The sequence below is a fragment of the Pseudonocardia zijingensis genome (genome assembly GCF_042657305.1).
Taxonomy (GTDB): Bacteria; Actinomycetota; Actinomycetes; order Mycobacteriales; family Pseudonocardiaceae; genus Pseudonocardia; species Pseudonocardia zijingensis.
This window is the reverse complement of the sequence record NZ_JBHSKO010000005.1, coordinates 230,350-253,875: the sequence shown is the minus strand read 5'-3', so window position 1 is coordinate 253,875 and position 23,526 is coordinate 230,350. Positions and strand designations below refer to the sequence as shown.

19 protein-coding genes are annotated in these 23,526 nt (G+C 73.6%); 6 read left to right on the top strand and 13 right to left on the bottom strand.

Annotated features, from left to right (window positions below; all coding sequences use genetic code 11):
* Positions 1–203: 203 nt before the first annotated feature.
* From ACFPL3_RS13320 to metG, 6 genes are all read right to left on the bottom strand, one after another.
* Positions 204–1,982 carry an ABC-F family ATP-binding cassette domain-containing protein gene (locus tag ACFPL3_RS13320; RefSeq protein WP_343942232.1) on the bottom strand — a complete coding sequence of 593 codons (1,779 nt, stop codon included), beginning with the start codon at positions 1,980–1,982 and terminating at the stop codon, positions 204–206.
* Complete coding sequence (locus ACFPL3_RS13315; protein ID WP_343942231.1) at positions 1,982–2,947, bottom strand: 4-(cytidine 5'-diphospho)-2-C-methyl-D-erythritol kinase; 966 nt, start codon at positions 2,945–2,947, stop codon at positions 1,982–1,984. Before ACFPL3_RS13315 ends, ACFPL3_RS13320 begins: the two co-directional genes overlap by 1 nt.
* A gap of 727 nt (positions 2,948–3,674) precedes the next feature.
* Positions 3,675–4,529, bottom strand: a complete 855-nt coding sequence (gene rsmA, locus ACFPL3_RS13310; protein WP_343942230.1) for a 16S rRNA (adenine(1518)-N(6)/adenine(1519)-N(6))-dimethyltransferase RsmA — start codon at positions 4,527–4,529, stop codon at positions 3,675–3,677.
* A gap of 17 nt (positions 4,530–4,546) precedes the next feature.
* The gene (locus ACFPL3_RS13305; RefSeq protein WP_379589029.1) at positions 4,547–6,652 is read right to left on the bottom strand and encodes a transglycosylase family protein; all 2,106 of its coding nucleotides are present in this window, start codon (positions 6,650–6,652) and stop codon (positions 4,547–4,549) included.
* A 247-nt stretch (positions 6,653–6,899) separates the two neighbouring features.
* Positions 6,900–7,784 (bottom strand): TatD family hydrolase, encoded by an 885-nt coding sequence (locus ACFPL3_RS13300; protein ID WP_343939298.1) that lies wholly within the window; start codon positions 7,782–7,784, stop codon positions 6,900–6,902.
* A gap of 61 nt (positions 7,785–7,845) precedes the next feature.
* Entirely contained in the window at positions 7,846–9,639 is a 1,794-nt protein-coding gene (metG, locus tag ACFPL3_RS13295; protein WP_343939296.1) for a methionine--tRNA ligase, read from the bottom strand.
* 130 nt (positions 9,640–9,769) lie between these two features.
* Between metG and ACFPL3_RS13290 the strand changes: the two genes are divergently transcribed.
* The 3 genes from ACFPL3_RS13290 (at position 9,770) to ACFPL3_RS13280 (ending at position 12,735) form a co-directional block, all read left to right on the top strand.
* On the top strand, positions 9,770–10,246 hold the full coding sequence (locus tag ACFPL3_RS13290) for a cation:proton antiporter regulatory subunit (protein WP_343939294.1): 477 nt from the start codon (positions 9,770–9,772) through the stop codon (positions 10,244–10,246).
* A gap of 3 nt (positions 10,247–10,249) precedes the next feature.
* Complete coding sequence (locus tag ACFPL3_RS13285) at positions 10,250–11,446, top strand: cation:proton antiporter (RefSeq protein ID WP_343939293.1); 1,197 nt, start codon at positions 10,250–10,252, stop codon at positions 11,444–11,446.
* 356 nt (positions 11,447–11,802) lie between these two features.
* Entirely contained in the window at positions 11,803–12,735 is a 933-nt protein-coding gene (locus ACFPL3_RS13280) for a polysaccharide lyase family 7 protein (protein ID WP_343939291.1), read from the top strand.
* A 3-nt stretch (positions 12,736–12,738) separates the two neighbouring features.
* Here the strand turns inward: ACFPL3_RS13280 and ACFPL3_RS13275 are convergent, their stop codons facing one another.
* On the bottom strand, positions 12,739–13,341 hold the full coding sequence (locus tag ACFPL3_RS13275) for a hypothetical protein (protein ID WP_343939289.1): 603 nt from the start codon (positions 13,339–13,341) through the stop codon (positions 12,739–12,741).
* 57 nt (positions 13,342–13,398) lie between these two features.
* Positions 13,399–14,253 carry a 16S rRNA (cytidine(1402)-2'-O)-methyltransferase gene (gene rsmI, locus ACFPL3_RS13270; protein ID WP_343939287.1) on the bottom strand — a complete coding sequence of 285 codons (855 nt, stop codon included), beginning with the start codon at positions 14,251–14,253 and terminating at the stop codon, positions 13,399–13,401.
* Positions 14,254–14,346: 93 nt separating this feature from the next.
* On the opposite strand from rsmI, the gene ACFPL3_RS13265 reads away from it, so the two are divergent.
* Entirely contained in the window at positions 14,347–15,882 is a 1,536-nt protein-coding gene (locus ACFPL3_RS13265) for a dolichyl-phosphate-mannose--protein mannosyltransferase (protein ID WP_379589086.1), read from the top strand.
* Between the two features lie 3 nt (positions 15,883–15,885).
* Here the strand turns inward: ACFPL3_RS13265 and ACFPL3_RS13260 are convergent, their stop codons facing one another.
* Positions 15,886–16,776, bottom strand: a complete 891-nt coding sequence (locus ACFPL3_RS13260; RefSeq protein WP_343939285.1) for an EamA family transporter — start codon at positions 16,774–16,776, stop codon at positions 15,886–15,888.
* 119 nt (positions 16,777–16,895) lie between these two features.
* On the opposite strand from ACFPL3_RS13260, the gene ACFPL3_RS13255 reads away from it, so the two are divergent.
* Positions 16,896–17,519: a helix-turn-helix domain-containing protein gene (locus ACFPL3_RS13255; RefSeq protein ID WP_343939283.1), complete on the top strand. Its 624-nt coding sequence runs from the start codon at positions 16,896–16,898 to the stop codon at positions 17,517–17,519.
* Positions 17,520–17,616: 97 nt separating this feature from the next.
* On the opposite strand, the gene ACFPL3_RS13250 is transcribed toward ACFPL3_RS13255, so the two are convergent.
* The 3 genes from ACFPL3_RS13250 to ACFPL3_RS13240 form a co-directional block, all read right to left on the bottom strand.
* Complete coding sequence (locus tag ACFPL3_RS13250) at positions 17,617–18,183, bottom strand: hypothetical protein (RefSeq protein ID WP_343939281.1); 567 nt, start codon at positions 18,181–18,183, stop codon at positions 17,617–17,619.
* Positions 18,184–18,678: 495 nt separating this feature from the next.
* Positions 18,679–20,616 (bottom strand): right-handed parallel beta-helix repeat-containing protein, encoded by a 1,938-nt coding sequence (locus tag ACFPL3_RS13245; RefSeq protein WP_343939279.1) that lies wholly within the window; start codon positions 20,614–20,616, stop codon positions 18,679–18,681.
* A gap of 55 nt (positions 20,617–20,671) precedes the next feature.
* Positions 20,672–21,631, bottom strand: coding sequence for a 2-dehydropantoate 2-reductase N-terminal domain-containing protein (locus ACFPL3_RS13240; protein ID WP_343939277.1), 960 nt, complete (start codon positions 21,629–21,631; stop codon positions 20,672–20,674).
* A 362-nt stretch (positions 21,632–21,993) separates the two neighbouring features.
* Between ACFPL3_RS13240 and ACFPL3_RS13235 the strand changes: the two genes are divergently transcribed.
* Positions 21,994–22,512, top strand: coding sequence for a MarR family winged helix-turn-helix transcriptional regulator (locus ACFPL3_RS13235; protein ID WP_343939275.1), 519 nt, complete (start codon positions 21,994–21,996; stop codon positions 22,510–22,512).
* A gap of 52 nt (positions 22,513–22,564) precedes the next feature.
* Here the strand turns inward: ACFPL3_RS13235 and ACFPL3_RS13230 are convergent, their stop codons facing one another.
* Positions 22,565–23,476: a LysR family transcriptional regulator gene (locus ACFPL3_RS13230; protein WP_343939272.1), complete on the bottom strand. Its 912-nt coding sequence runs from the start codon at positions 23,474–23,476 to the stop codon at positions 22,565–22,567.
* Positions 23,477–23,526 lie beyond the last annotated feature (50 nt).

Here is a 23,526-nt window from a genome sequence, read left to right as displayed (position 1 = left end):
TCCCTTCGAACGTTCGACGGGCTGCAGCGGTGCCACGGCGGACATCGGCGTCCACCCCGCCCCAGCCCGTGATGTCACGACACCAGGTCCAGACCGTCACGATAGCGTGACGGTGTCGCCCGAATGACGCAGCGTCCATCACAGTAACGCCACACACCGTCGCGCCTGGTCGCGCAGCCGTCACCCGGTGGTGTAGGTGCCCCTCAGGATTCGGCGAGCTCCGCCGCCGCGAGCCACTCCATCTCGACCGTCTCCCGCTCCGCCACCACGGCCTTGAGCTCGCGGTCCAGCTCCATCAACCGCTCCGGGTCCGTGGCCGCCTCCACGAGCTGCGCGTGCAACCGCTCCTCGGTGGCCGCCAGCGCTTCCATGCGCCGCTCCAGCCGGGCCGCCTCCTTGCGGGCGGCGCGCTGCTGCGCCGCGTTCGACGCCTGCTTCGCCCGCGGCGCGGACGGCGTGGGGCCCGCGCCCCCGGCGTCCGCCCGCCGCTGCAGGTACTCGTCGATCCCGCCCGGCAGGTGCGTGATCTTCCCGTCGCCCAGCAGCGCCACCACCGTGTCGCAGGCCCGTTCCACCAGGTAGCGGTCGTGGCTGACGACGACGAGCGTGCCCGGCCAGCCGTCCAGGAGGTCCTCGAGCTGCGTGAGCGTGTCGACGTCGAGGTCGTTGGTGGGCTCGTCGAGCAGCAGGACGTTCGGCTCCGCCATCAGCAGGCGCGTGAGCTGCAGGCGGCGCCGCTCGCCACCGGACAGGTCACCCACCGGCGTCCACTGCCGCGCCGCCGGGAACCCCAGCCGCTCCAGCACCTGCGACGCCGACATCTCCGTCTTGCCGAGCCGCACGTACTTCGCCACCTGCTCCGTGGCCTCCAGCACCCGCATGTCCGCGGGCAGGTCCACCAGCTCCTGGGAGAGCTGGGCCAGCTGCACCGTGCGCCCGCGCACCAGCCGGCCGCCGTCGAGCGGGCGCTCGCCGGACAGCGTGCGCAGCAACGTGGTCTTGCCCGACCCGTTCACGCCGACGATCCCGATCCGGTCGCCCGGCCCGATCCGCCACGTGACGGCGTCGAGCAGCGTGCGCCCGGCCACGACCGCGGTGGCGTCCTCCAGCTCCAGCACCGTGCGGCCCAGCCGGTTGGCGGCGAAGCGGTGCAGCTCCACGCTGTTGCGGGGCGGTGGGACGTCCGCGATCAGCGCCTCGGCCGCCTCGATCCGGAACCGCGGCTTCGACGTGCGCGCGGGCGCGCCGCGGCGCAGCCACGCCAGCTCCTTGCGGGCGAGGTTCTGCCGGCGCGCCTCCGCGGCGTCGGCCTGCCGGGCGCGCTCGGCCCGCGCGTAGACCCAGTCGGCGTAGCCACCCAGGTAGCTCTCCACCCGGCCGTTCGCGACCTCCCAGGTGCGCGTGCAGACGGCGTCGAGGAACCACCGGTCGTGCGTGACGACCACCACCCCGCACCGCCGGGCGATCAGGTGGCGGGCCAGCCACGTGATGCCCTCGACGTCGAGGTGGTTCGTGGGCTCGTCCAACACCACGAGGTCCGGGTCGCCGACCAGGGCGGCCGCGAGCGCCACCCGCCGCTTCTCGCCACCGGACAGGCCCTCGACGCCGCGGTCGAGGTCGGTGATGCCCAGCCCGTCGAGGACGTCGCGCACCTTCGGGTCGCCCGCCCACTCGTGCTCCGCGGCGCCCGCCCACGCCGCCAGCACGACGTCGCGCACCCGCGCGCCCGCCGGCAGCACGTCGGACTGCGCGAGGTGCGCCAGGCGCAGGCCACCGAGCCGGCTCACCCGGCCCCCGTTCGGCTCGCGCTGCCCGGTGATGATGTCGAGCAACGTGGTCTTGCCACCGCCGTTGAGCCCGACCACACCGATCCGCTCGCCCTGCTCCACCCCGAGCGACACCGCGTCCAGCAGCACCCGGGACGCGTCGCCCGGCACGTGCGCCGTGACCGTCTCCAGGTTGACCAGGTTCTGCCCCGCCATCAGGCACGCACCGGGGGCCACGAGGTGGGCGGCGGCGGGATCGTCGGTGGATCGTGGTCGACGACGCGGGCCCCCGGCACCGGGCCGTGCGCGATCCGGACCGTGCGGCACACCCCCACCCCGGCGAGCTCGGTGGCGACGTCCAGCGCCGCCTCCGCGCTGCTGCACAGGAACGCGCAGGTCGGGCCGGAGCCCGACACCAACCCGGCCAGCGCGCCCGCCGCCACGCCGGCCCGCAGCGTGCGCCGCAGGTCGGGCGCCATGCTCACGGCCGCCGCCTGCAGGTCGTTGCCCAGGCTGAGCGCGAGCTGGCGGGGATCACCGCCGGCGAGCGCCTCCAGCACCGGCTCCACCGGGCGCTCCGCGGGCGCGCTGTCGCCACGCAACCGGTCGAGCTCGCGGAACACCGCAGGCGTGGCCAGGCCCCCGCGGTGCAGCGCGATCACCCAGTGCTGCGTGTGCCGCGACAGCACCGGCACGATCTGCTCCCCGCGCCCGGTGCCCACCGCGGTGCCGCCGTAGAGCGCGAACGTGACGTCGCTGCCCAGCTCGGCCGCGAACACCGACAGCTCGTCCCGGGACAGGTCGAGCTTCCACAACGCCGACAGCCCGACGAGCGCCGCCGCCGCGTCGGCGCTGCCACCCGCCATCCCCCCGGCCACCGGGATGCCCTTGCGGAGCACCAGCCGCACGTCCGGCTCCCGCTCGGCCTTCTCCGCGAGCAGCTGGACGGCCCGCCACGCGAGGTTCGTCTCGTCCGCCGGCACCTCGGACACGCCCTCGCCGTGCACCTCGATCCCGGGTTCCTCGCTGGTGGCGACCGTCACCTCGTCGAACAGGCTCACGGCGTGGAAGACCGTGACCAGGTCGTGGAAGCCGTCGGCACGCAGCTGTCCGACGGCGAGATGCAGGTTGATCTTGGCGGGCACGCGCACGGTGACCGGTGGTGGGACGGCGGCGAGCACCGGTCAACCCTACGTGCGTCCGCACCCGGCGTGCCGCGCCCCGGCGGCGCCGACGCCCCGGGAGGCCGGGTTGTCCATCCGCAACCGGACGGTTCCCCCACCCCAACCAGCCGAGTCCCGCATTCCAACAGGCCGAGTCCCCGCCGGCACGAGCCGAGTCCCACGCCCCACAGGCCGAGTCCCCCGTCCTGCACAGCGCCGTCCCCCACCCAGGCGAGTCTCGCGTTCTGCCGGGCGAGTCTCGCGTTCCATAGGCCGAGTCCCACGTCCTGCGCAGCGGCACCGCCCCGACCCGGCGAGTCCCGCGTCCCACGAGCCGAGATGCGCGTTCGGCCAGCACGCCGGGCCGTCGCGACGCGAGGTCCCCCGACCTCGACGCGGCGAGTCCCGCGTCCCACGAGGCGAGATCCGCGTTCGGCCCGGGCGCCGAGCCGTCCCGACGCGGGTACACCCGAACGTTCGCGCAAACCACCCCGGCATCTGTGGCACTCGCCCGGCGATTTGGGGGACGCGCCCGAAGATGTGCGGGACTCGCCCTCCCCTGTACACCACCAAACGCGCAACTCCCGCCGACGAACGCGGGACTCGCCGGACGATTCGGGGGACTCCCCGGCGATGTGCCGGACTCGCCACCCTGCCCACCCTCGAATCGCGCAACTCACGCCGACGAACGCGAGACTCGCCCGGCCATTTGGGGGACTCGCCCGACGATGTGGGGGACTCGCGGTCAGGGGCGCGTCGCGGCGAGGCGGGCGAAGTCCTCGATGGCGAGGGTCTCGGCGCGGGCGAGCGGGTCGATGCCTGCCGCGCGGAGGGCGGCCTCGGCTGCGGCCGGCGAGCCCGCCCAGCCGGCGAGGCCGGCGCGCAGGGCCTTGCGACGCTGGGCGAACGCCGCGTCGATCAGCCGGAAGACGGCCTCGCGGTCGCCGGGGGGTGGGTCGCGGCGGTCGAAGGCGAGCAGGCCCGAGTCGACGTTCGGCACGGGCCAGAACACCGCACGCGGCACGGGCCCGGCCCGGCGGGCGGCCGCGTACCAGGCCAGCTTGGCGCTCGGCACCCCGTACGCGCGGCTGCCCGGCGCGGCGGCGAGCCGCTCGGCCACCTCGGACTGCACCATCACCAGCCCACGGCGCAGCTGCGGGAGTTCAGCGAGCAGGTGCAGCACCACCGGGACGCCGACGTTGTAGGGCAGGTTCGCGACGATCGCGGTGGGTGCGGGGTCGGGCAGGTCTGTCGCGCGCACGGCGAGGGCGTCGGCCGTGGTGACGGAGAGCCGGTCGGCGAGGGCCGGCGCCCGGTCCGCGACGGTCTGCGGCAGGCGGCCCGCGAGGACCGGGTCGATCTCGATGGCGTGCACGGCGCGCACGGCGGGCAGCAGCGCGAGCGTCAGGGAGCCGAGCCCGGGCCCGACCTCGACCACGACGTCGTCGGGCTCCAGCCGGGCCGCCTTGACGATGCGGCGCACCGTGTTCGCGTCGTGCACGAAGTTCTGCCCGAGCCGCTTCGTGGGGCGCAGGCCGAGCTCGGCGGCGAGGGCCCGGACCTCGGCCGGCCCGAGGAGGCCGGGCTGAGTGTTCGTCACGGGGGCAGCATGCCCGGTCAGCGCGGGAGGCCCAGCCGCCGGGAGCACGCGGGCCACGCCCCGTAGCCGCCGCGGTCGTCCCGCACCCGGGACGCGACGGCGATCTGCTCCTCGCGCGATGCCTGGTGCGGCAGCGGTGCGTAGTCGGTGCCGCCGTAGGCCCGCCAGGTGCCGGCGTCGAACTGGAGGCCGCCGTAGTAGCCGTTGCCGGAGTTGACCGCCCAGTTGCCGGTGGCCTCGCACTGGGCCAGGCGGTCCCACACGCTGCCATCGGACACGAAGGGGGCGCGGAGGCTGTCGTTCGTGCCGAGCCGCACGACGCGCTCCTTCGGGGGCGTCATGCTCCCCGCCCGAACCTGCTCGCGGCGGACTTCCTGGCCGTTCTGCACGTAGACGCGCATGATCGCGGTCTGCTCCCCGGGCTCGCCGCGCTCGGCGATCACCCGCTTGCCCCGCGGCAGCTCCGGGTCCTCGATCACGCGCTCGGGCGGCGCGATGGGCCGGACCTCGACCACCTCGCCCTCACCGTTGCGCACGACGTGGACGTCGAGGCCCTCGGTGAGCGGGGTGTCCGCCGAGGGCACCGAGACGTCGTCCGGCCCGAGCTGGATGCCCTTCTCGACGAGGAGCCCGCCGACCGTGCCGGACGTGGTGGTGACGGGTTCGAGCGCGCCGGTGCCGTCGGTGAACTTGACGGTGCGGGGCACGCGCAGTTCCAGCCGGAACCCCTCGAGCGGGATCGGGGTGGACGGCGCGGCGGACATCTGCAGCGGCGCCGCCTCCAGCCCCAGGAGCTGCATGGCCTCCTCCACCGTGGTGGCGGGGATGGGCATTTCGCGCACGGAGCTGCCCTCGACGAGGGTCAGCGTGCGGGAGTGGGTGAAGATCACCTCGTCGCCGTCGAAGAGCTCGGTGGTGGGCGCGGGTTCCACGCGGTCCCGGGGGGTGGCGTCGATCCCGGCGGCCTCGAGCGCCGCAGCCACGTCAGCGGCGTAGGTGTGCACGGTGCGGTTCTGGCCGTCCACCATCACCGTGATCGTTTTGGAGAAGGTGAGCGCGCTCGCCGCGCCGGCCAGCATCGCGAGCACGACGAGCACCACGGTGGCCCGCAACAGCGCGCTGCGCTGCGGCTCCTCCTCCGCCATGCGGCGTTCGCGGCGCGACCGGCGGGGGGTCGCGACGGGCGCTGCCGCCGGCCGGGGCCGCGGCCGCGGGGCGGCCACCGGCGGGGGTGCTGCGGCTGGTGCCGGCGCCGCGGCTTCGACCGGCTCGGGTTCGGGGGCGGGCGTGGGCGGCGCGGGGGCCGGGGCGGGCGGCGCGGCGACGGCGTCGACCGGTCCGGTGACCGTGCCCATCGGGTGCGTGAGCGGCAGGTCGTCGAGCACCGGCATGGGTCCGGTGGGCGCGTCGTTGAGGTACGCCGTCCAGGACGCCCGGCCGGCCCGTGCCCTGGCCCGCTCGAGCGCCTCGGCGCTGCGCCGGTCCGGCTCGACGACCGCGGGCTGCGGACCGGTGATCTCCGTGGCGGCGGGGCTCGGGACCGCGCCGGTGCGCGCGACGGCCGGTGCGGCGACGTCGTACGCACCGGTGGGCGAGCCGGCGGGCCGGGCCTGCGCGCCACTGCGCTCGACGGGGGGCACCGCGCCCGTCCCGGTCGCCCCCGGACGCGGAGGCGCGTCGGCAGGAGGGGCGCTGCGCTGGCCGGGCCGAGCCACCGGCGCCGCCTGCGCACCACTCCGCTCGACCACGGGCACCACACCGGTGCCGGTGGCGGTGGGCGCGACCGGGAGGGGCCCGGTGGGCGCGTCCGCCGCGATGACGGGCAGTTCGCCGGTGACCGGGTCGGCCGAGGCGTCGTCGGCGGAGCCGTCGGTGGGGCGGGTGACGATGGGCCGGAACTGCCCGGTGGTGATGGCGGGGTGGTCCGGGGACTGCGGGGCGCGGCGGTGGGCGCGTGAGCGGGTGAGGGTGGAGCGGGCCGCCGGGGTGGCGGGCGGGACGACCTCGAGAGCGGAGGTGGGGACCGCCTCGGGGGCCTCCGGGTCACCGCCCGCGTACCAGGCCGAGTACGGGTCCTCCGGGGTCTCGGCGTCAGCGGCAGCGCGATCGAGCCGGGCGCGCACGGCGGCGACTCGCCGAGCTCGCGTTGGGACGTCGACCACGGGCTTCCAGACCTCGTCGGACCGGGCAGGGGAGGACGTCGCGGTCACGGTGGCCCGGAGGCCGTGGTGCTGGGGGAGCGCCCCGGACCACCGTGACCGCATCAGCTGGGGAGCGTTCCCCACCCCGGCTAGCGATCACAGAACCGTAACGGACGGTGAGCGCCAGGGTCGATTCCCGACACGCGGCCAGCGCTGAACGGCCAGCCCCCTACGCCGAGCGCGAGCCCTCGCCGCCGGGTGCCGCGGGCGCTGCGGCGGGCGGCAGCTCGGCGAGCCCGAAGACCCGCTCGGCGTTGCGCCCGGCGACGGCCGCCAACCGTTCGTCGGGGACTTCCCGCAGGTCCGCCAGGCCACGGACGGTCCACGGCAGGCAGTACGGCTCGTTCGCCCTCCCGCGGTGGGGGTGCGGGGTGAGGAACGGCGCGTCGGTCTCGACGAGCAGTTGCTCCTCGGGCACGACGACGGCTGCCTGCTGGAGTGCGCGGGCGTTGCGGAACGTAACCGGCCCGGCGAACGAGAGGACGTACCCGGCGTCGGCGCACTCGCGGGCCATCGCGGCGTCGCCGGAGAAGCAGTGGAACACCACGGTGGCGGGCGCGCCCTCCTCGCGGAGGATGCGCAGGACGTCGTCGTGGGCGTCCCGGTCGTGGATCATCAGCGGCTTGCCGAGGCGTTTGGCGAGGTCGATGTGCCAGCGGAACGAGGCCTGTTGCGCGTCGGGGGGCGAGTGGTCCCAGTAGTAGTCCAGGCCGGTCTCCCCCACCGCGACGACGCGGGGGTCGGCGGCGAGCCGCTCGATCTCGGCGCGGTCGCCGTCGGTGAGCGCGGCCGTCCGCGTGGGGTGCAGCGCGACGGCGGCCACGACCCGGTCGTCCCAGTGCGCCGCCTGCACGACCCAGCGTGCCGACGCGAGGTCGTCGGCCACGGTGACCGCGCGCGTGACGCCGACGGCCGCGGCACGGTCCATCGCGGCGCGCACGTCGGCCGCCGACTCGCACCCGCAGGCGTCGAGGTGCGTGTGGGCGTCGACGGTGGCGGCGCCCAGGGGTTCGGGAGGAGGCGGCGCCTCCCGCCGCCCGTACGCCCCACTCACCGGGGCCTCCGACCCCCGTGAGTGGATACGAGGGCTGGAGCACTCGTATCCACTCACGGCCTCATTTCTCGATCGGGGCCCACTCTGGTCCCGTCTCGGCGAGCTCCGGCTCGAGCTTCCGGAAGATCGGCGTGGGCTTCGCGAGCGGCCGGCCCACCTCGATCGGCGTGGACTCCCAGCGCGCCTGCTCCTTCCCGTAGTCCCCGGTGAGGATCGGGTTGATGCGGCCGGGGATGTCCAGGTCGGGCACGTCCTGCAGCTCCGGCTGGGCCGCCCACACACCGGTGCCGCCCAGCGCCTCGTGCACCTTCTGCGCGGAGTGCGGCAGGAACGGCGTGAGCAGGGTGTTGACGTCCTGGACGACCTGCAGCGCCGTGTGCAGCACCGCGTCGCGCCTGCCCGGGTCGTCCTTCAGCTTCCACGGCTCCTGGTCGGACAGGTACCGGTTGGCCGCGGACACGACCCGCATCGCCTCGCTGACTCCGGCCCGGAAGCGCGACCGGACCAGGTGCCCTCCGACGGTGTCGAACGCCGCCTTCGACAGCGCCAACAGCTCGGCGTCGGCCGCGGCGGGGGTGGTGGGCGGCGGGACGGCCCCGTTGTTCTTGTGGGCCATCGAGATCGACCGGTTGACGAGGTTGCCCCACTCGTTGGCGAGCTCGAAGTTGACCCGGCGGACGAACTCGTCCCACGTGAAGTCGACGTCCTGGGTCTCCGGCCCGGCCGCTGCGATGAAGTACCGCAGGCTGTCCGGCCCGAAGCCGCGCAGGAAGTCGTTCAGGTAGATCACGGTGCCGCGGGAGGTGGAGAACTTCGAGCCGCTCATCGTGAGGAACTCGCTCGACGCGATCTCCGACGGCAGGTTCAGCACCCCGTACGGCCCCGGCTCGCCGCCGTGGTCGCCCTGACCGTTGTGGCCGAGCAGCAGCGCGGGCCAGATCTGGGCGTGGAAGGTGATGTTGTCCTTGCCCATGAAGTACACGAGCTCGGAGGCGGGGTCGTTCCACCACGCCTTCCACGCGTCCGGGTCGCCGGTGCGCCGGGCCCACTCGACGCTGGCCGAGAAGTAGCCGATCACCGCGTCGAACCACACGTAGAACTTCTTGAGCGGCTGGTCGCTCCACCCGTCCAGCGGGATCGTGACGCCCCAGTCGAGGTCGCGCGTGATCGGCCGCGGCCGCATGTCGTCGACCAGGTTCCTGGTGAAGTTCAGGACGTTCGGGCGCCACCCGGTCTTCGACGCGAGCCACTTGCCCAGCGACTCGGTGAACGCGGGCAGGTCGAGGAACAGGTGCTCGGTCTCGACGAACTTCGGCACCTCGCCGTTGATCCGCGACCGCGGGTTGATCAGGTCGGCGGCGTCGAGCTGGTTGCCGCAGTTGTCGCACTGGTCGCCGCGCGCACCGTCGTACCCGCAGATCGGGCAGGTGCCCTCGACGTAGCGGTCGGGCAGCGTGCGCCCGGTGGACGGGCTGATCGCCCCGGTGGTGGTCTTCGGCACCACGTACCCGTTGCGGTGCAGCGCCAGGAAGATCTGCTGCACGACGTCGGAGTGGTTGCCCGTGGTGGTGCGCGTGTAGAGGTCGTAGGTGACGCCGAGCCCGCGCAGGTCCTCCGCGATCACGCGGTGGTACTTGTCCACGGTCTGCTGCGGGGTGAGGCCCTCCTTCTCGGCCTGCACCAGGATCGGGGTGCCGTGCTCGTCGCTGCCCGAGACCATGAGCACCCGGTTGCCGGCCATCCGCTGGTAGCGGGCGAACACGTCGGAGGGCACACCGATGCCGGAGACGTGGCCGATGTGCCGCGGGCCGTTGGCGTAGGGCCAGGCCACGGCGGTCAGCACGTGGGAGCTCATGCTCCCAGCCTATGCCCGGGCATCATCCCGTTTCCCGCGCCCGGTCCCGGGCACGGGCCGCCGGGCGGCAGCAGCGGCCGTCACCCACCGCACCGCGTGAGCACCGAGTACCGGCCGTTATGTTGAAAGGGTGAACGTGGAGGTCACCCCCCTGCCCGGAATCGGAGTGCGCAAGGACTTCGCCCTGCGCAACGGCAGGCGGATCGGCGTCGTCACCCACCGTGACGGCAAGATCGATCTGATCGTGTCGAAATCCGACGACCCGGACGCATGCCTCGCCGAGCTGCCGCTCACCACCGAGGAGGCGGGGGCCTTGGCCAACCTGCTGGGTGCCCCCCAGCTCGTCGCGCAGCTCCGCGAGGAGCACGCCGACCTGCCGGGCATCCACACCCGCCAGCTCCCCGTCGGCCCGCCGTTCGACGGCCGCACCCTCGGCGACACCGCCCTGCGCACCCGCACCGGTGTGTCCGTGGTGGCCGTGATGCGAGCCGGGCAGGTGCACGCCAGCCCCACCCCCGACTTCACCCTCACCGCGGGCGACCTGTTGGTCACCGTCGGCACCGCGGAGGGTCTCGACAACGCCATCAAGATCCTCAAGCGTGGATGACGCGTGACCGATACCGCGCTGGAGCTCATCGAACTCGGAGCCGTCTTCTTCGGACTGGGCCTGCTCGGCCGGCTCGCGGGCCGCATCGGCCTGTCCCCGATCCCGCTGTACCTGGTCGGCGGCCTGTTCTTCGGCACGGGCGGTGTGCTTCCCCTGCACGGCATCGAGGGCTTCACGGCCCTCGCGGGTGAGGTCGGCGTCATCCTCCTGCTCCTCCTGCTCGGCCTCGAGTACTCGGCCACGGAGCTGATCGTCGGCATGCGGCGGTCGTGGACGGCGGGGCTGCTCGACATCGTGCTCAACGCCGCGCCCGGCGTGGCGGTGGCACTGATCCTCGGGTGGGGGCCGGTCGGCGCGCTCGTGATGGGCGGGGTCACCTACATCTCGTCGTCCGGCATCGTCGCGAAGGTCCTGGGCGACCTGGGCCGCCTCGGTAACCGGGAGACGCCGGTCGTGCTGTCCATCCTCGTGTTCGAGGACCTCGTGATGGCGCTGTACCTGCCGATCCTCACCGCCCTGCTGGTCGGGGTGACGCTCACCGGTGCGCTGGGCGCGGTCGGCATCTCGGTGGCGGTGCTCGCGGTCGTGCTGGTGGTGGCGCTGCGCTACGGGCGTTACGTCTCCGCCGTGGTCGACTCCCCCGACCGCGAGGTGTTCCTGCTCAAGGTGCTCGGGCTCGCCCTGCTCGTGGCGGGCGTCGCCTCGGCGATGCAGGTCTCCGCCGCGGTCGGCGCGTTCCTGCTGGGCATCGCGATCTCGGGTTCCACCGCGGAGAACGCCACCAAGCTGCTCGAGCCGCTGCGCGACCTGTTCGCTGCGGTGTTCTTCGTGGTCTTCGGGCTGAACACCGACCCGGCGTCGATCCCGCCGGTGCTCGGCTGGGCCGTCGTCCTCGCCGTCGCCACCACGGTCACGAAGCTGGGCACCGGCTGGTTCGCGGCACGCCGGGTGGGGATCGGCCCGCTGGGTCGCGCCCGCGCGGGCGCGGCGCTCATCGCGCGCGGGGAGTTCTCCATCGTCATCGCCGGGCTGGCCGTCGGCTACGCCGTGGCGGATGACCGGCTCGCGGCCCTCGCCACCACCTACGTGCTGCTGATGGCGGTGATCGGCCCGGTGGCTGCGCGCCTCGTCGAACCCGCCGCGCAGTGGGCGCGGGCCCGCCGCCCTGCGGCCGCTACGGCGCCCTCAGCGGGCAACTGACCAGGCGACGAAACACCGTTGCTCCGAATGGCCTAGTGCCCGGTACCGCTCATCGCACAGATCGATCAACTCGTCGGTGGGCAGGCAACCCCGGACGGAGACGTCGATAGCTTTCCTCTCGACCGAACCGGTCACGGAACGGACACGGGGACTCCCCACCCCAACCGGCACCCCCCGAGCCGGGTCCGCGCCGGCCGGTCGTCGATCCGGAAGGCAGGTTCGTGGCCCGGCACCGCTCCCCCGGAACCCGCCACGCGCAGCCGTCCCGACCGCCGCACGCGCAGTGGTCGGAGCAAGGCGACGGCGCGCGTGCAGCGGGTCCCGCCCGTTCACTGACCCACCACAGCACGATCCTCGTGGCCGTCGCCGTCGCCGCGGTGATCGCGGTGGTCGGCAGCATGCTCTCGTTCGCGGGCGCGCTCGGCCCGCCCGCCGAGGAGGACGTCAACCTCGCCTCCCGCGACCTGGCGGACCTCCCCACCCCGGAACTGCCCCTCCCCGAGCTGCCTCTGCCCGAGCCGGAGCCCACCACCGAGGCGCCCGAGCCCACCACCGAGGCCCCGCCCACCACCGAGGGCGAGAGCGAGGGCGAGGACGAGAAGGAGGGCGAGGGGCTCGGCGCCGCCGTGGCCCGCGCCGTGAAGTTCCCGGCCGAGCTCATCGACACCAGCAAGTGGTACCTCACCCTGCCCACCGGCTCCGAGGGCAGCCCCGACACGGTCGAGACGAAGGACCTGGCCACCTACACGAGCAAGTGGTTCCAGCTCAACGACTCGAAGGACGGCGTCGTGTTCACCGCCAACGCGGGCGGCGCCACCACCAAGAACAGCAAGTACCCGCGCTCCGAGCTGCGGGAGATGATCAACGGCGAGAACGCCGCCTGGGACGGCCGGTCCGGCAAGCACGTCATGGAGCTCGACCAGGCGATCACGAAGACGCCCGCCACCAAGCCGGACGTCATCGCCGGGCAGATCCACGGCGGCGACGACGACGTCATGCAGATCCACCTGTCCGGCGCCCGGCTCACCGTGAAGTACGCCGACGGCGACAAGGACGTCCTGCTCGACCCCTCGTACGAGCTCGGTCAGCGCTTCCGCGTGAAGATCGAGTCGTCCGGCGGCAAGGTCAAGGTCTGGTTCAACGGCAACCTGAAGGCCGACCTGCCGATCTACGGGGCGGAGAGCTACTTCAAGGCCGGCGCGTACGTGAACTCGAACACGAGCAAGGGTGCCAGCGCGTCGGACATCGGCCAGGTCGTCATCTACGGGCTGAAGATCAGCCACAGCTGACGGCTACGGCCGTTCGTGCCTGAGCCGCATCTCCCGCGTCAGGTCCGCGGCGCGCCGGGCGTGGACGTCGGGGACCTGCGCGACGAGCCGGTCGGCCCGTTCGGCCACCAGTGCGAGCCGGCCACGCAGCTCACGGGCCCCGGGTTCGTCGAGGCACCCGGGCAGGTCGGCGCGCACGATCTCGGCGACGTCGGCGAGCCGTCCGGGCGCCGCGATGCGGTCGGCCTCCTCGTCGGAGACCTCGTCGAGCCGGTCCAGGGCGAGCTGCACGGAACGCACGATCCGGTCGACCTCGGCGGCCGTGCCCCTCGGCAGGTCGGCCGCGCGACTCTGCACACGGCGGAGCAGCTCGGTGGCCTCAGAGCGCAGTTCGTCGGTGAGGCGGGGCTCGGGTGCCCGGGCCGGCGGGTCACTCGGGCCGACGAGGGCACCGACGCCGTACAGCCCGGCGGCGACCACCGGCCAGACGTCGCCGACGATCCCCGCGAGGTGCAGTCCGACCCCGCAGAGCGCGCCCGCCGTCCCGGCGGTGTTCCTCCGGGACCCGAGGTAGCGGCGTACGGCGCGGCCCCGTCTGCCGGAGCGCCGGGCCGCCGGAGCGGTCATGCCGTGATCGTCACCTGCGCGGGTGAACGGGTCGTGAACGCCGGGATCCGGCTTCCGCTACGAGTCGCCTGCGGCGAGCGTGGCCGCGTACAGCTCCCGCTTCTTGACCCCCGCCGCCTCCGCCACGGCGGCCACCGCGTCCTTCATGCGCTCGCCGTCCGCCACCCGCTCCTGCACAGCGCCCACCAGCGACTCGACGGCGGGCGCCTCCGCGGGTGCGGCCCCTGCCAGCACCACGGTGATCTCACCGCGGACCGGCCCCTCGGCCGCCCACCCCGCGAGCTCGGTGAGCGGCCCGCGCAGCACCTCCTCGTGCACCTTGGTGAGCTCCCGGCACACCGCGGCCGCGCGGTCGCCGCCCAGCAGGTCGACGGCCGCGGCGAGGGTGTCGGCGAGGCGGTGCGGGGACTCGAAGAACACCACCGCCCGCGGCTCCGCCACGAGGCCGGCGAGCCAGCGCCGCCGCTCCCCGTCGCGGCGCGGGGCGAACCCCTCGAAGCAGAACCGCTCGGCCGGCAGGCCGGAGAGCACGAGCGCCGTGGTGACGGCCGACGGCCCGGGCAGGCACGTCACCGGGAGGCCGGCCTCCGCAGCGGCCGCGACGAGCCGGTAGCCGGGGTCGGACACGGCGGGCATGCCGGCGTCGGTGACGACGAGCACGGTGCGGCCGGACCGGACGTCGTCGAGCAGGCGGGGCAGGCGCGCCGCCTCGACCGCGTCGTAGTGGCTGATCACGCGGCCGCCGACCGCGACGCCGAGAGCGGCCGCGAGCGACCGGAACCTGCGCGTGTCCTCCGCCGCGACCACGTCCGCTGTAGTCATCGCCTCGCGCAACCGATCGGAGGCGTCGCGGGCGTCGCCGAGCGGGGTGGCGGCGAGTACGAGGCGACCGGGACCTGAGCCAGTGGACACGGGCCACAGCCTACGATCGGGGCCGTGGTCAGCCGGGCGGTCGAGGGCACCCGGGCGGCCTCGGGGGACCGGCCCGTCGCGGGCGTCGAGCCGCTGGGGGTGTGCCCGGAGCTACCGCCGCGCCCGCTCGACCCCACGGCCGTGTTCGGGCCGCCGCCACCCACCGACCGCCTGCGCGGCTGGGCCGTCACCCTCCTCCTGACGCTCGTGGCGGGGCTGGTCCGGTTCGCGGGCCTCGGCTACCCCACCGACGGCGGCACCCCGGTCTTCGACGAGAAGCACTACGTGCCCCAGGCGTGGCAGATGCTGCGCAACGGCGGGGTGGAGGACAACCCGGGCTACGAGCTCGTGGTGCACCCGCCCCTGGGCAAGCAGCTCATCGCGCTGGGCGAGCTGGTCTTCGGCTACGACGGGTTCGGCTGGCGCGCCGCGTCGGCGATCGCCGGCACGCTCACGGTGCTGCTGGTGATCCGCGTGGCGCGCAGGCTCACCCGCTCCACGCTGCTGGGCGGTCTCGCCGGGATCCTGCTGATCTGCGACGGCCTGTCCCACGTCCAGTCCCGGATGGGGATGCTCGACAGCTTCTCGGCGTTCTTCGTGCTCGCCGCGTTCGCGGCGCTGCTCTGCGACCGCGACGACGTGCGCGCCCGGATGGCGCTCGTCGTCACCGAGGGCCGGGTCGACGACACCCCGTACGGACCCCGGTTCGGAGTGCGCTGGTGGCGGCTGCTGGCGGGCGCCGTGCTCGGGTGGGGGTGCGCCGTCAAGTGGTCGGGGGCGTACTGGGTGGCCGGGTTCGCCCTGCTCGTCCTGCTGTGGGACGTCGGCCTCCGGCGCGCCGCGGGCGTGCGGCGCCCGTGGGTGGGCACGCTGCGCCGCGACCTGGGCCCCGCGGTGTGGGCGCTCGCCGTGGTGCCGGTGCTCGCGTACCTGTCGGCGTGGTGGGCCTGGTTCCGCAGCGAGACCGCCACCGACCGGTACGTCGTCGGGCTCGACGTGGGCACGGGCGGGCCGTGGTCGTTCGTGCCCGACGCCCTGCGCTCGCTCTGGTACTACAGCGGGAAGGTGCTGGAGTTCCACAGCGAGCTCACCACGGAGGCCAGCGGGGTGCACCCGTGGGAGTCGAAGCCGTGGACGTGGCCGATGGGGCTGCGGCCGATGCTCTACCACTACGCGTCGGGCGACCAGGTCACCGGCTGCGGGCGCAGCGACTGCATCAGCGCGGTGATGCTGATCGGCACCCCCGCCCTGTGGTGGCCCGCGGTGATCGTGCTGGGGTTCGCCCTGTGGCGCACGGTGGCGCGCTACGACTGGCGCTCCGGAGCCGTGCTGCTCGCGTACGCGGCGGGCATCCTGCCGTGGTTCGCCAACATGTCCCGGCAGATGTACTACTTCTACATGGCGCCGCTCGCGCCGTTCCTCGTGCTCGCCACGGTGCTGGCGATGGGTGTGGTGCTCGGGCCGGCCGGCGCCGGGCGCGAACGCCGTCAGACCGGGCTGCTGGTCGTCACGTTGTGGACCGGGCTGGTGGTCGCCAACTTCATGTGGCTGTGGCCGATCCTGATGGGCGTGCCGATCACGCCGGAGATGTGGGACGCGCAGCTCTGGCTGCCGTCCTGGCGCCAGTAGGGCTCAACCGGCGGCGAGCATCGCGCTCGACGTCAGCGCGAGGGCGGCGGCCACCAGCTGGGTGGGCGTGAGCCGCTCCCCGAGCACCACGCGGGCGAGCAGCACCACCACCACGGGGTAGAGCGAGACCACCACGGCGCTCACGCCGAGGTCGCCGATCCGCGCGGCCACGAGGAACAGCACGTTGGCGAGCGTGTCGAACACCCCGCTCACCACCATCAGCACGACCGGGGTGCGCCCGGTGCGCGGCCGCGGTGCGGGGGCGGCGGCCGCGCCGGGGACGGGCACGAGCCGCGCGGTGCGCGTGGGCAGCGGCAGGTGGTGGCGCAGGACGAGGCCGGTGAGCAGCACCACCGAGACGACCCGGCCGCCGAGCAGCGGCCACAGGCCCGAGTCGTCCGGCGCGGCGTCGACGCCCACGAAGAACATGCCGAAGCCGACGCCCGCGGCCAGGCCGAGCAGCACGCCCGTGCCCGCGGCGCGGTCGGCCCGGGTGCCCGCCGTGGCGAGCAGGATGGCCACGAGCGCCACCCCCACGCCGATCAGGGCGACCGGCCCGAGCCGCTCCCCGCCCAGCAGCCCGACCGCGAGCGGGAGCCCGGCGCCGACCACCGCCGACAACGGCGCGACGACGCCCATCGGCCCGACCGCGAGCGCCTTGAGGTAGAGCAGCAGCCCGCTCGCCCCGGCGATCCCCGCGAGCGCGCCGAAGCCGAACGCCGCCGTCGACGGGCGGCCCGCCACCAGGCCGATCACGAGCAGCAGGCTCAGGAGCCCGGCCGCCTGCGCCACCACGGTGACGACCAGCACGGGTGCGCGGCGCGCCGCGAGTCCACCCGCGAAGTCGGCGATGCCGTACGTGACGGCGGAGGGCAGGGCGAACGGAACGGACATCGGACCTCGGTTCAGCGTGGTGCAGCAGAGCGAACTTCAAAGGACAGCGAACTAGACGCTAACCGAGAACCACTCCGGAGTACAACCAACTATCCGCCAGGGTCCGGCAAACTGTCCGAATGCAGTCCCCCGAGGACGTGGCCACCGCCGTCGGCCGCAACGTCCGCGCCCTGCGCCAGCAGCGGCGGATGACCATCGACGCGCTGGCGGCCGCGGCCGGCGTCAGCCGCGGCACCGTGATCCAGATCGAGACCGCGCGGGGCAACCCGAGCATCGCCACGCTCACCGCGCTCGCGGTCGCGCTCCGCGTGGGCGTGGCCTCCCTCGTCGAGGACGCCACCGAGCCACGTGTGATCGTCCGCCGCGGCAGCGAGGCCGCCACGCTCTGGAGCAGCGCGGCGGGCAGCAGCGCCCTGTTCCGCATCGGGACCGACCCGCCCGACGTCGTCGAGCTGTGGGACTGGACGCTCCAACCCGACGACGGGTTCGACGGCGAGGCCCACCCCATCGGCACGCAGGAGGTGCTCTCGGTGCTGTCGGGGCGGCTCGGCCTGCGCGTCGGCACCACCGAGCAGGCGCTGGACACCGGCGACACCGTGCTGTTCCAGGCCCACGTCCCGCACCGGTACTCCGGCATCGGCGACGAGCCCGTCCGCTTCGTGATGGTGGTGCTGCAGCCCGGCGACGCCGGCCTCGTGCCCCCGACGAGCATCGCCGAGGCGGAGCTGCCCGGGCCCTCCTGAATGCCGACCCCGGGGGCCCTGGCCCGGTATGCCAGCAAGGTGGCTTTACTGGCGTAATGGGCCGGCAAAGCCACCATGCTGGCGTACGGGGCGGGCCTCAGCAGGTGTCGGGGCGCAGGGTGCGGTACACCGGGTCCACCGCGAGCGTCACCGGCTCGACCTCCGCACGGTAGACGCAGGGCCCGGTGCGCACCTCGACGGTGTCGGCGTCGACGAACCGGACGTCGGACGGCGCCGGCCCGGCCTCCACGCCCTGGTAGACGACGGTTTCCTGCTCGAAGAGGCCGTCGCCGGAGCGGACCACCACCGCGTAGACGGGCCGCGCGGGCGGGGTCGCAGCTTCCACCACCACGAGCCGGCGGCCACCGTCCTGCACCTCCGACACCGTGCGGTTCTCCACCGTCGCGCGGGTCGCGAGCGCCACCATCCCCACCCAGCCGAGCGCGGCGATCCCGCCGAGGACGAGCACGGCCACCCGCACACCGCCACGCGGCACGAGCACTGCCAGCGCCGCGGCGCCGAGCACCACGGCGAGCAGCACGGCGGAGGCGGTGAACCACCGGATGTGCCGCAGGTGGAACGGATCGGTGAGCGCCACCACGGCCAGCCCGACGACGAGCACGGCGCATGCCGCGAGGACGAGGGCTCCGCGCAGTCTCCGCACCCGGGGCATCCTGCCCTGCCGGGCAGCCGGACGCCCGACGGACGGGAACGGCGGGCTTCGGCCGACAGGCAGACCTCCCTCGGCCGCCCATCACCACGTCTTGATCGCCAGTGTGGCGCGTTTTCCGACGTGTTTCGTCGGGTTTTGCACCGGACCAACGATCATGCCCCCATCTCGAGGCCTCCCCGGGAGGCCTGGGTTCCGCGGCGATCAGGGCCAAACGGCGGATCTCACGGCGATCAAGGGCAAATGGTCGCTCTCAGAGATCATCTAGCGACTATTTCCCCTTGATCGACGCCCCTGAGCCGCAAATTTGGCCCATGATCGGAGCGTTGGCGCATTCCCGTGTCGATTTCGCCCGATGATGCGCCGAACCCGTGATCATGCCCGCGGAACCGGCTTCGGTGGCACCGCGCGCCCACCGGGCGGAACGACATCGGGCCGCACCCACCTGCGCGGTGTGTGCGGCCCGAGGATGACCTCCGAGGAACCCGCCTACGGCGTGGCGGCCGGCCCGATGGTCGGCATCTGCACCCGGTTGCGGCCGCGGTTGAAGCGCCGCTGCCGGATCGAGTGGACCTCCTCCAGCACCACGGCCAGCAGGATCAGCGGGATGCCGATCACGCTGATCACGCCGAGGGGCGGCAGGCTGAGGTCGTTGATGCCCGCGAGGTCGATCTCGCCGCGCACCGAGTCGAGGGCGTGCACCTGCGAGTCGGCGAGCAGGAACGGGCTCCCGGACGCGGCGTTCACCCCGATCTCCTGGGTGTCGATCACCACGCCGCTGACCCGGACGAGGTCGGGCGAGCTGGACCGGATCCCGGCCAGGGCCGAGTCGATCGTGGTGGCGGTGATCGTGGTGGCGGCCTCGGCGTCGATGCCGGTCTCGCCACCGGTGATCCGGCCACCGACGATCCGGGTGCCCGGGCCCGCGGTACGGATGGCGTCGGACTCCACGTGGCTCGCCGTGAGGCCCGTGATGACGACCCCCTCGCTGCCCGGCTTGGTGACGATGCCGTCGCGCCCGCCCGCGATCGTGAGGTTGTTGAGCACGGCGTCGTGCGCGCCGCGTTCGACCCGCACGGCGGTGGTCGAGTCGTCCACCCGCACCCCGTCGAGGGTGGTGCGGCGGCCACCGATGGCCACCCCCGCCACCTGGGCTCCCTCGAACGAGGAGTCGCGGATCTCGACGCCGTCGGTGCTCTTCTCGAGCGACACGCCCCACCGGCCGTCGGAGGTGCGCACGCGCTCGAGCGTGAGCCCACCGCTGCCCACGTGGCTGAACACGCCGACCCGCTGGTCGGTGGCCGTGAAGTCGGCCACGAGGACGTCCCGGCTGCCGCTCAGCTCCAGCCCGCCGCTCTGGTCGGCGGTGGTGGTGACGGCCGTGATCTGCGGGCCCGTCTGGTTCTTCACAGCGATGCCGTAGTTGCCGTTGCCTGCCGTGGTGATGCCGGTGATCGGGCGGTCGGAGCTCTCGCCGGTGACCAGCACGCCGTTGCCACCGTTGCGTTCGACGCTGATCCCGCTCAGCGCGGTGCCGCGGTCACCGGACAGCACCAGGCCGTCGCCGCGCGACTCCGCGATCGCGACGTCGGCGACCTGCACGCCGTCGGAGCGCCGCAGCGCCAGCCCGGTGCTGCTGCGCAGCAGGGTGGTGCGGGCGATCGAGCCGGTGCTCTGCCGGTTGAACACCACGGCGGGCTCGCCGTCGTCGTCGCCCACGGGCGGCGCGCCGAGTTCGGTGATCGTGAGGTCGGCCGCGTCCAGCCTGCCACCAGAGGAGGCCACGATGGACGGACGGCCGGCCGCCCCCGGGGGGAGGGGCTGCCCGGTGGCCGCGTCGACCGACGTCACGGTGAGGCCGGTGAGCTTCAGCGCGCCCCCACCGGTGTGCAGGGACGCCACGTCGGTCGAGTTGGACCCACCGGCGAGCCGCAGCGTGTGCGTGGTGTCGCCTGCGATGCCGAGAGCGGTCCCCCTGCTCAGCACGACGGTGGCGGTGAGCGTCGCCGCCCCGTCCTCGATCGTCAGCCAGTCCCCGGGGAGGGCCCGGTCGAGCTCGCCGAGGGTGAGCGCGCCGCCGCCGAACGGGATGCGGCTGCGCACCCGCCCGTCGACGAGCACGTCGAGCGACGTGGTGCGCACGGTGACCATGCGGCTCGGACGGCCCCGCGAGACCCAGGACCTGGGCCCGGCGATCTGCGGGGCCTCCTCGAGCGACGGAGCCACCGGGACCTCCGGCGGCGGCGCCAGCTCGACGTCCTCGTCGTAGGCGCCCGCCGCGAGCCCGGACGCGGGTTCCGCGGTGCCGGCGATCGGCCGCGCGAGCCCCCACGCCGCGGCGCCCCCCGCCAGCAGTCCGACGCCGATGACCAGCGCGAATGCGATGCCCTTGGCCGATGTGCGGCGGCCCGATCGGGCGGTGGTCATGCCGGATTCCTCATTCGTTCTGGGTTCTGCTCAGGACGGGATGCGGGCCCGCCCCTCACTCCTCGCCCGCGGCAGCGGGGACGACGGCGTGGGTGGCGGCCTCGCGCAGCTGGTCGTGGGTGGCGTGCCCGATGACGTCCGCCTCGTGGCCGACGATCTCGGCGAGCCGGTCGTTGACCTCGACCACGGCCGACAGCAGCGGCATCTCCACCCCGACGGTGTCGGCGTACCCGAGGAAGCCCTGGGTGTCCTTGGGCAGGCACACGCCGCCGTAGGGGGCGCCGCCGCGGATGCCGTACTCGGGGTTGATCGAGCCCTCGGCGGAGCGTGCCACGGTGGCGGCGATCGGGTCCAGGTCGACGCCGATCTTCTGCGCGACCAGCCACATCTCGTTCCAGAAGCTGATCTTCGTGGCGTTGTAGATGTTGTGGGCGCTCTTGACGAACTCGGCCTCGGCCGGGTTGGTGAAGGTGCGCAGCTCACCACCGAACGGCGACAGCAGCGCGCGCAGCCGCTCGACGGTCTCCGGGTCCCGGCTGGCGACGATCGTCATCCAGGGGTTGGCGAAGTCCTCGGCCGCCGACACGGCCCGCAGGAACTCCGGGTTCGACCCGAGCGCGAACCCGTTGCCCGCGACGAGCTTCGAGTTCTCCTCGAGGGTCGACTTGACCAGGCCCTCGGTGGTGCCCGGCGGCACGGTCGAGCGCACCACGACGGTGTGCTTGGCCGTGGCCGTGGCCAGCGCCTTCCCGACCGCAGCGGTCCCCGCGGTGAAAGCGGTCAGGTCGTAGCGGTGCCCGTCGTTGGGCGTGGGCAGGGTCAGGAAGATGAACGACTCCGGCTCACCGGACAGGTCGAGCTCGGAGCGGACGTCCAGGCCGCGCTCGGCCAGCTCGGCGATCCGCGGCGCCGACACGTCGATGAAGGTCACCTTGTGCCCGGCCGCGAGGAAGCCCTCGCCCGTCGCCGCCCCGACGACACCCGAACCCACGATGAAGATCCGCGAAGACTCCACGACTTACCTCTCGGTCTGTTGATGACACGCTTGTTCGAAGCTCATGCAGCTTCTGATCGGCTCGCTCGAGCCGGGACCCGGCGATGGGCCGGAAGCAGCGGGTTCAGCGGCGGTGCGCCACGCGGCCGGGAGGCATCGATGCCCCCAGGCGGCACGTCGCCGCTGGTGGACGGTGAAGCCGCAGCGGGGAGGTTCGACCGGTTTACGCGGCGGCGCGCACCCGATCGACGCCCTGGAGCAACACTTCAACCATGTAGCTTCAACGCTGAAGCAACTCCGAGGGTTACGCACCCGATCGTGTGCCCATGATCACTTCAATCTTGAAGGAAGATTCGTTCAACCGTTGAGCTACACTCCGCGGCGTGCAGACGACGGAGCGGGCGAGCTGGCTGGACGAGGAGGAGTTGTCCACCTGGCTCGCGCTCGTCGGAGTGCTGATCAAGCTGCCCGCCGCGCTGGACGACCAGCTGCAGCGCGACGCCGGGATGAACCACTTCGAGTACCTCGCGATGATGGCGCTGTCGCGGCACGAGGGCCATCGCGTCCGGATGAGCGAGCTGGCGGTACTCACCAACGGTTCGCTGTCGCGGCTGTCCCAGGTGATCTCGCGGCTCGAGAAGCGCGGCTGGGTGCGCCGCGAGCCGGATCCGACCGACGGCCGCTGCACCCTGGCGATCCTCACCGCCGACGGGCTGGCGAAGCTCGTCGACACGATCCCCGGCAACGCGGAGGCGATCCGCCGCCTCGTCTTCGAGCCGCTGACGAAGGCGCAGTCGCGTCAGCTGCGCGAGATCGCCCACCGGATCATCCGGACCATCGACCCGGCCTTCGCCGACCGCAAGGGCATCGGCGAGCCCCCCGCGAAGAACTGCTGCTGCTGACGGCCTCCCCCGCTGACAGCCCGCTGAGCGCTGCTGCCGCCGGCCGAGCTGCTCAACCCTCCGTCGGAACGGCACCGCTGCCGGGCTGCCACATCGCGTGGTTCCCGCACTCTGCCGTGATCTCAGCCGTGGCCAGAGCCGCGGCGAAGAAGTCGTCGGCCAGCGGCGAGGTCCGCGATGCCGCCATCGCGAGGTACACCTGGTCGGGCGCCAGATCCGGGATGGGCACGTAGCTGATGTCCGGACGCGAGTAGAACACGGTCTCCGAACGCCCCGCGTACGAGATACCCCGCCCGGCCGCGACGTGCTCGAGCTTCTCCTCCACCCCGCGCACCCGGAGCCCGGAATCGGGGTGCGGGCGCCTGGTGGGCTGCGTGCTCGCGTCGGCGTGCCAGACCAGCGGCTCACCGGCCAGGTCGGCCTCGGTGACCTCCTCCTTGCCGGCCAACCGGTGACCGGCGGGCAGCACCACCATGAGTGGCTCGGTGTAGAGCGGAGTCAGTCGCAGACCGGTCTCGTCGATGGGCAGCCGCACATAGCCGACGTCGACGCGGCCGTCGAGCAGCATCCGGGCCTGGTCGTCCCATTCCATGCGCTGCACGTCCACGACCACGTCCGGATGCTGTTTCCCGAACGCCCGCGCCGCAGGGATGACCGGGATGCCGGCCCGGAAGCCGACCACCAGCCGCCGGCCGCCGCGGGCGGCCACTGCCACCCGGCGCCGGACCGCGTGCGCGGAGGCGAGCAGCGGACCGGCGTCGTCCAACAGCTGTCGGCCCGCGTCGGTGAGCGTGACGCCGTGGCTGTCCCTGGTGAACAGCGAGGCGCCGAGATCCTGTTCCAGCGCGCGGATCTGCCGGCTCAGCGCCGGCTGAGCGATGTGCAGCTCATCGGCGGCGCGGCCGAAGTGCAGCTTGCCGGCGACGGCGACGAAGTACCGCAGCTTGCGCAGGTCCAGATCCACGGGGCCTCCCGGTGCGGCAATGCCTCAAGGGTATCACCACGGCCGAAACA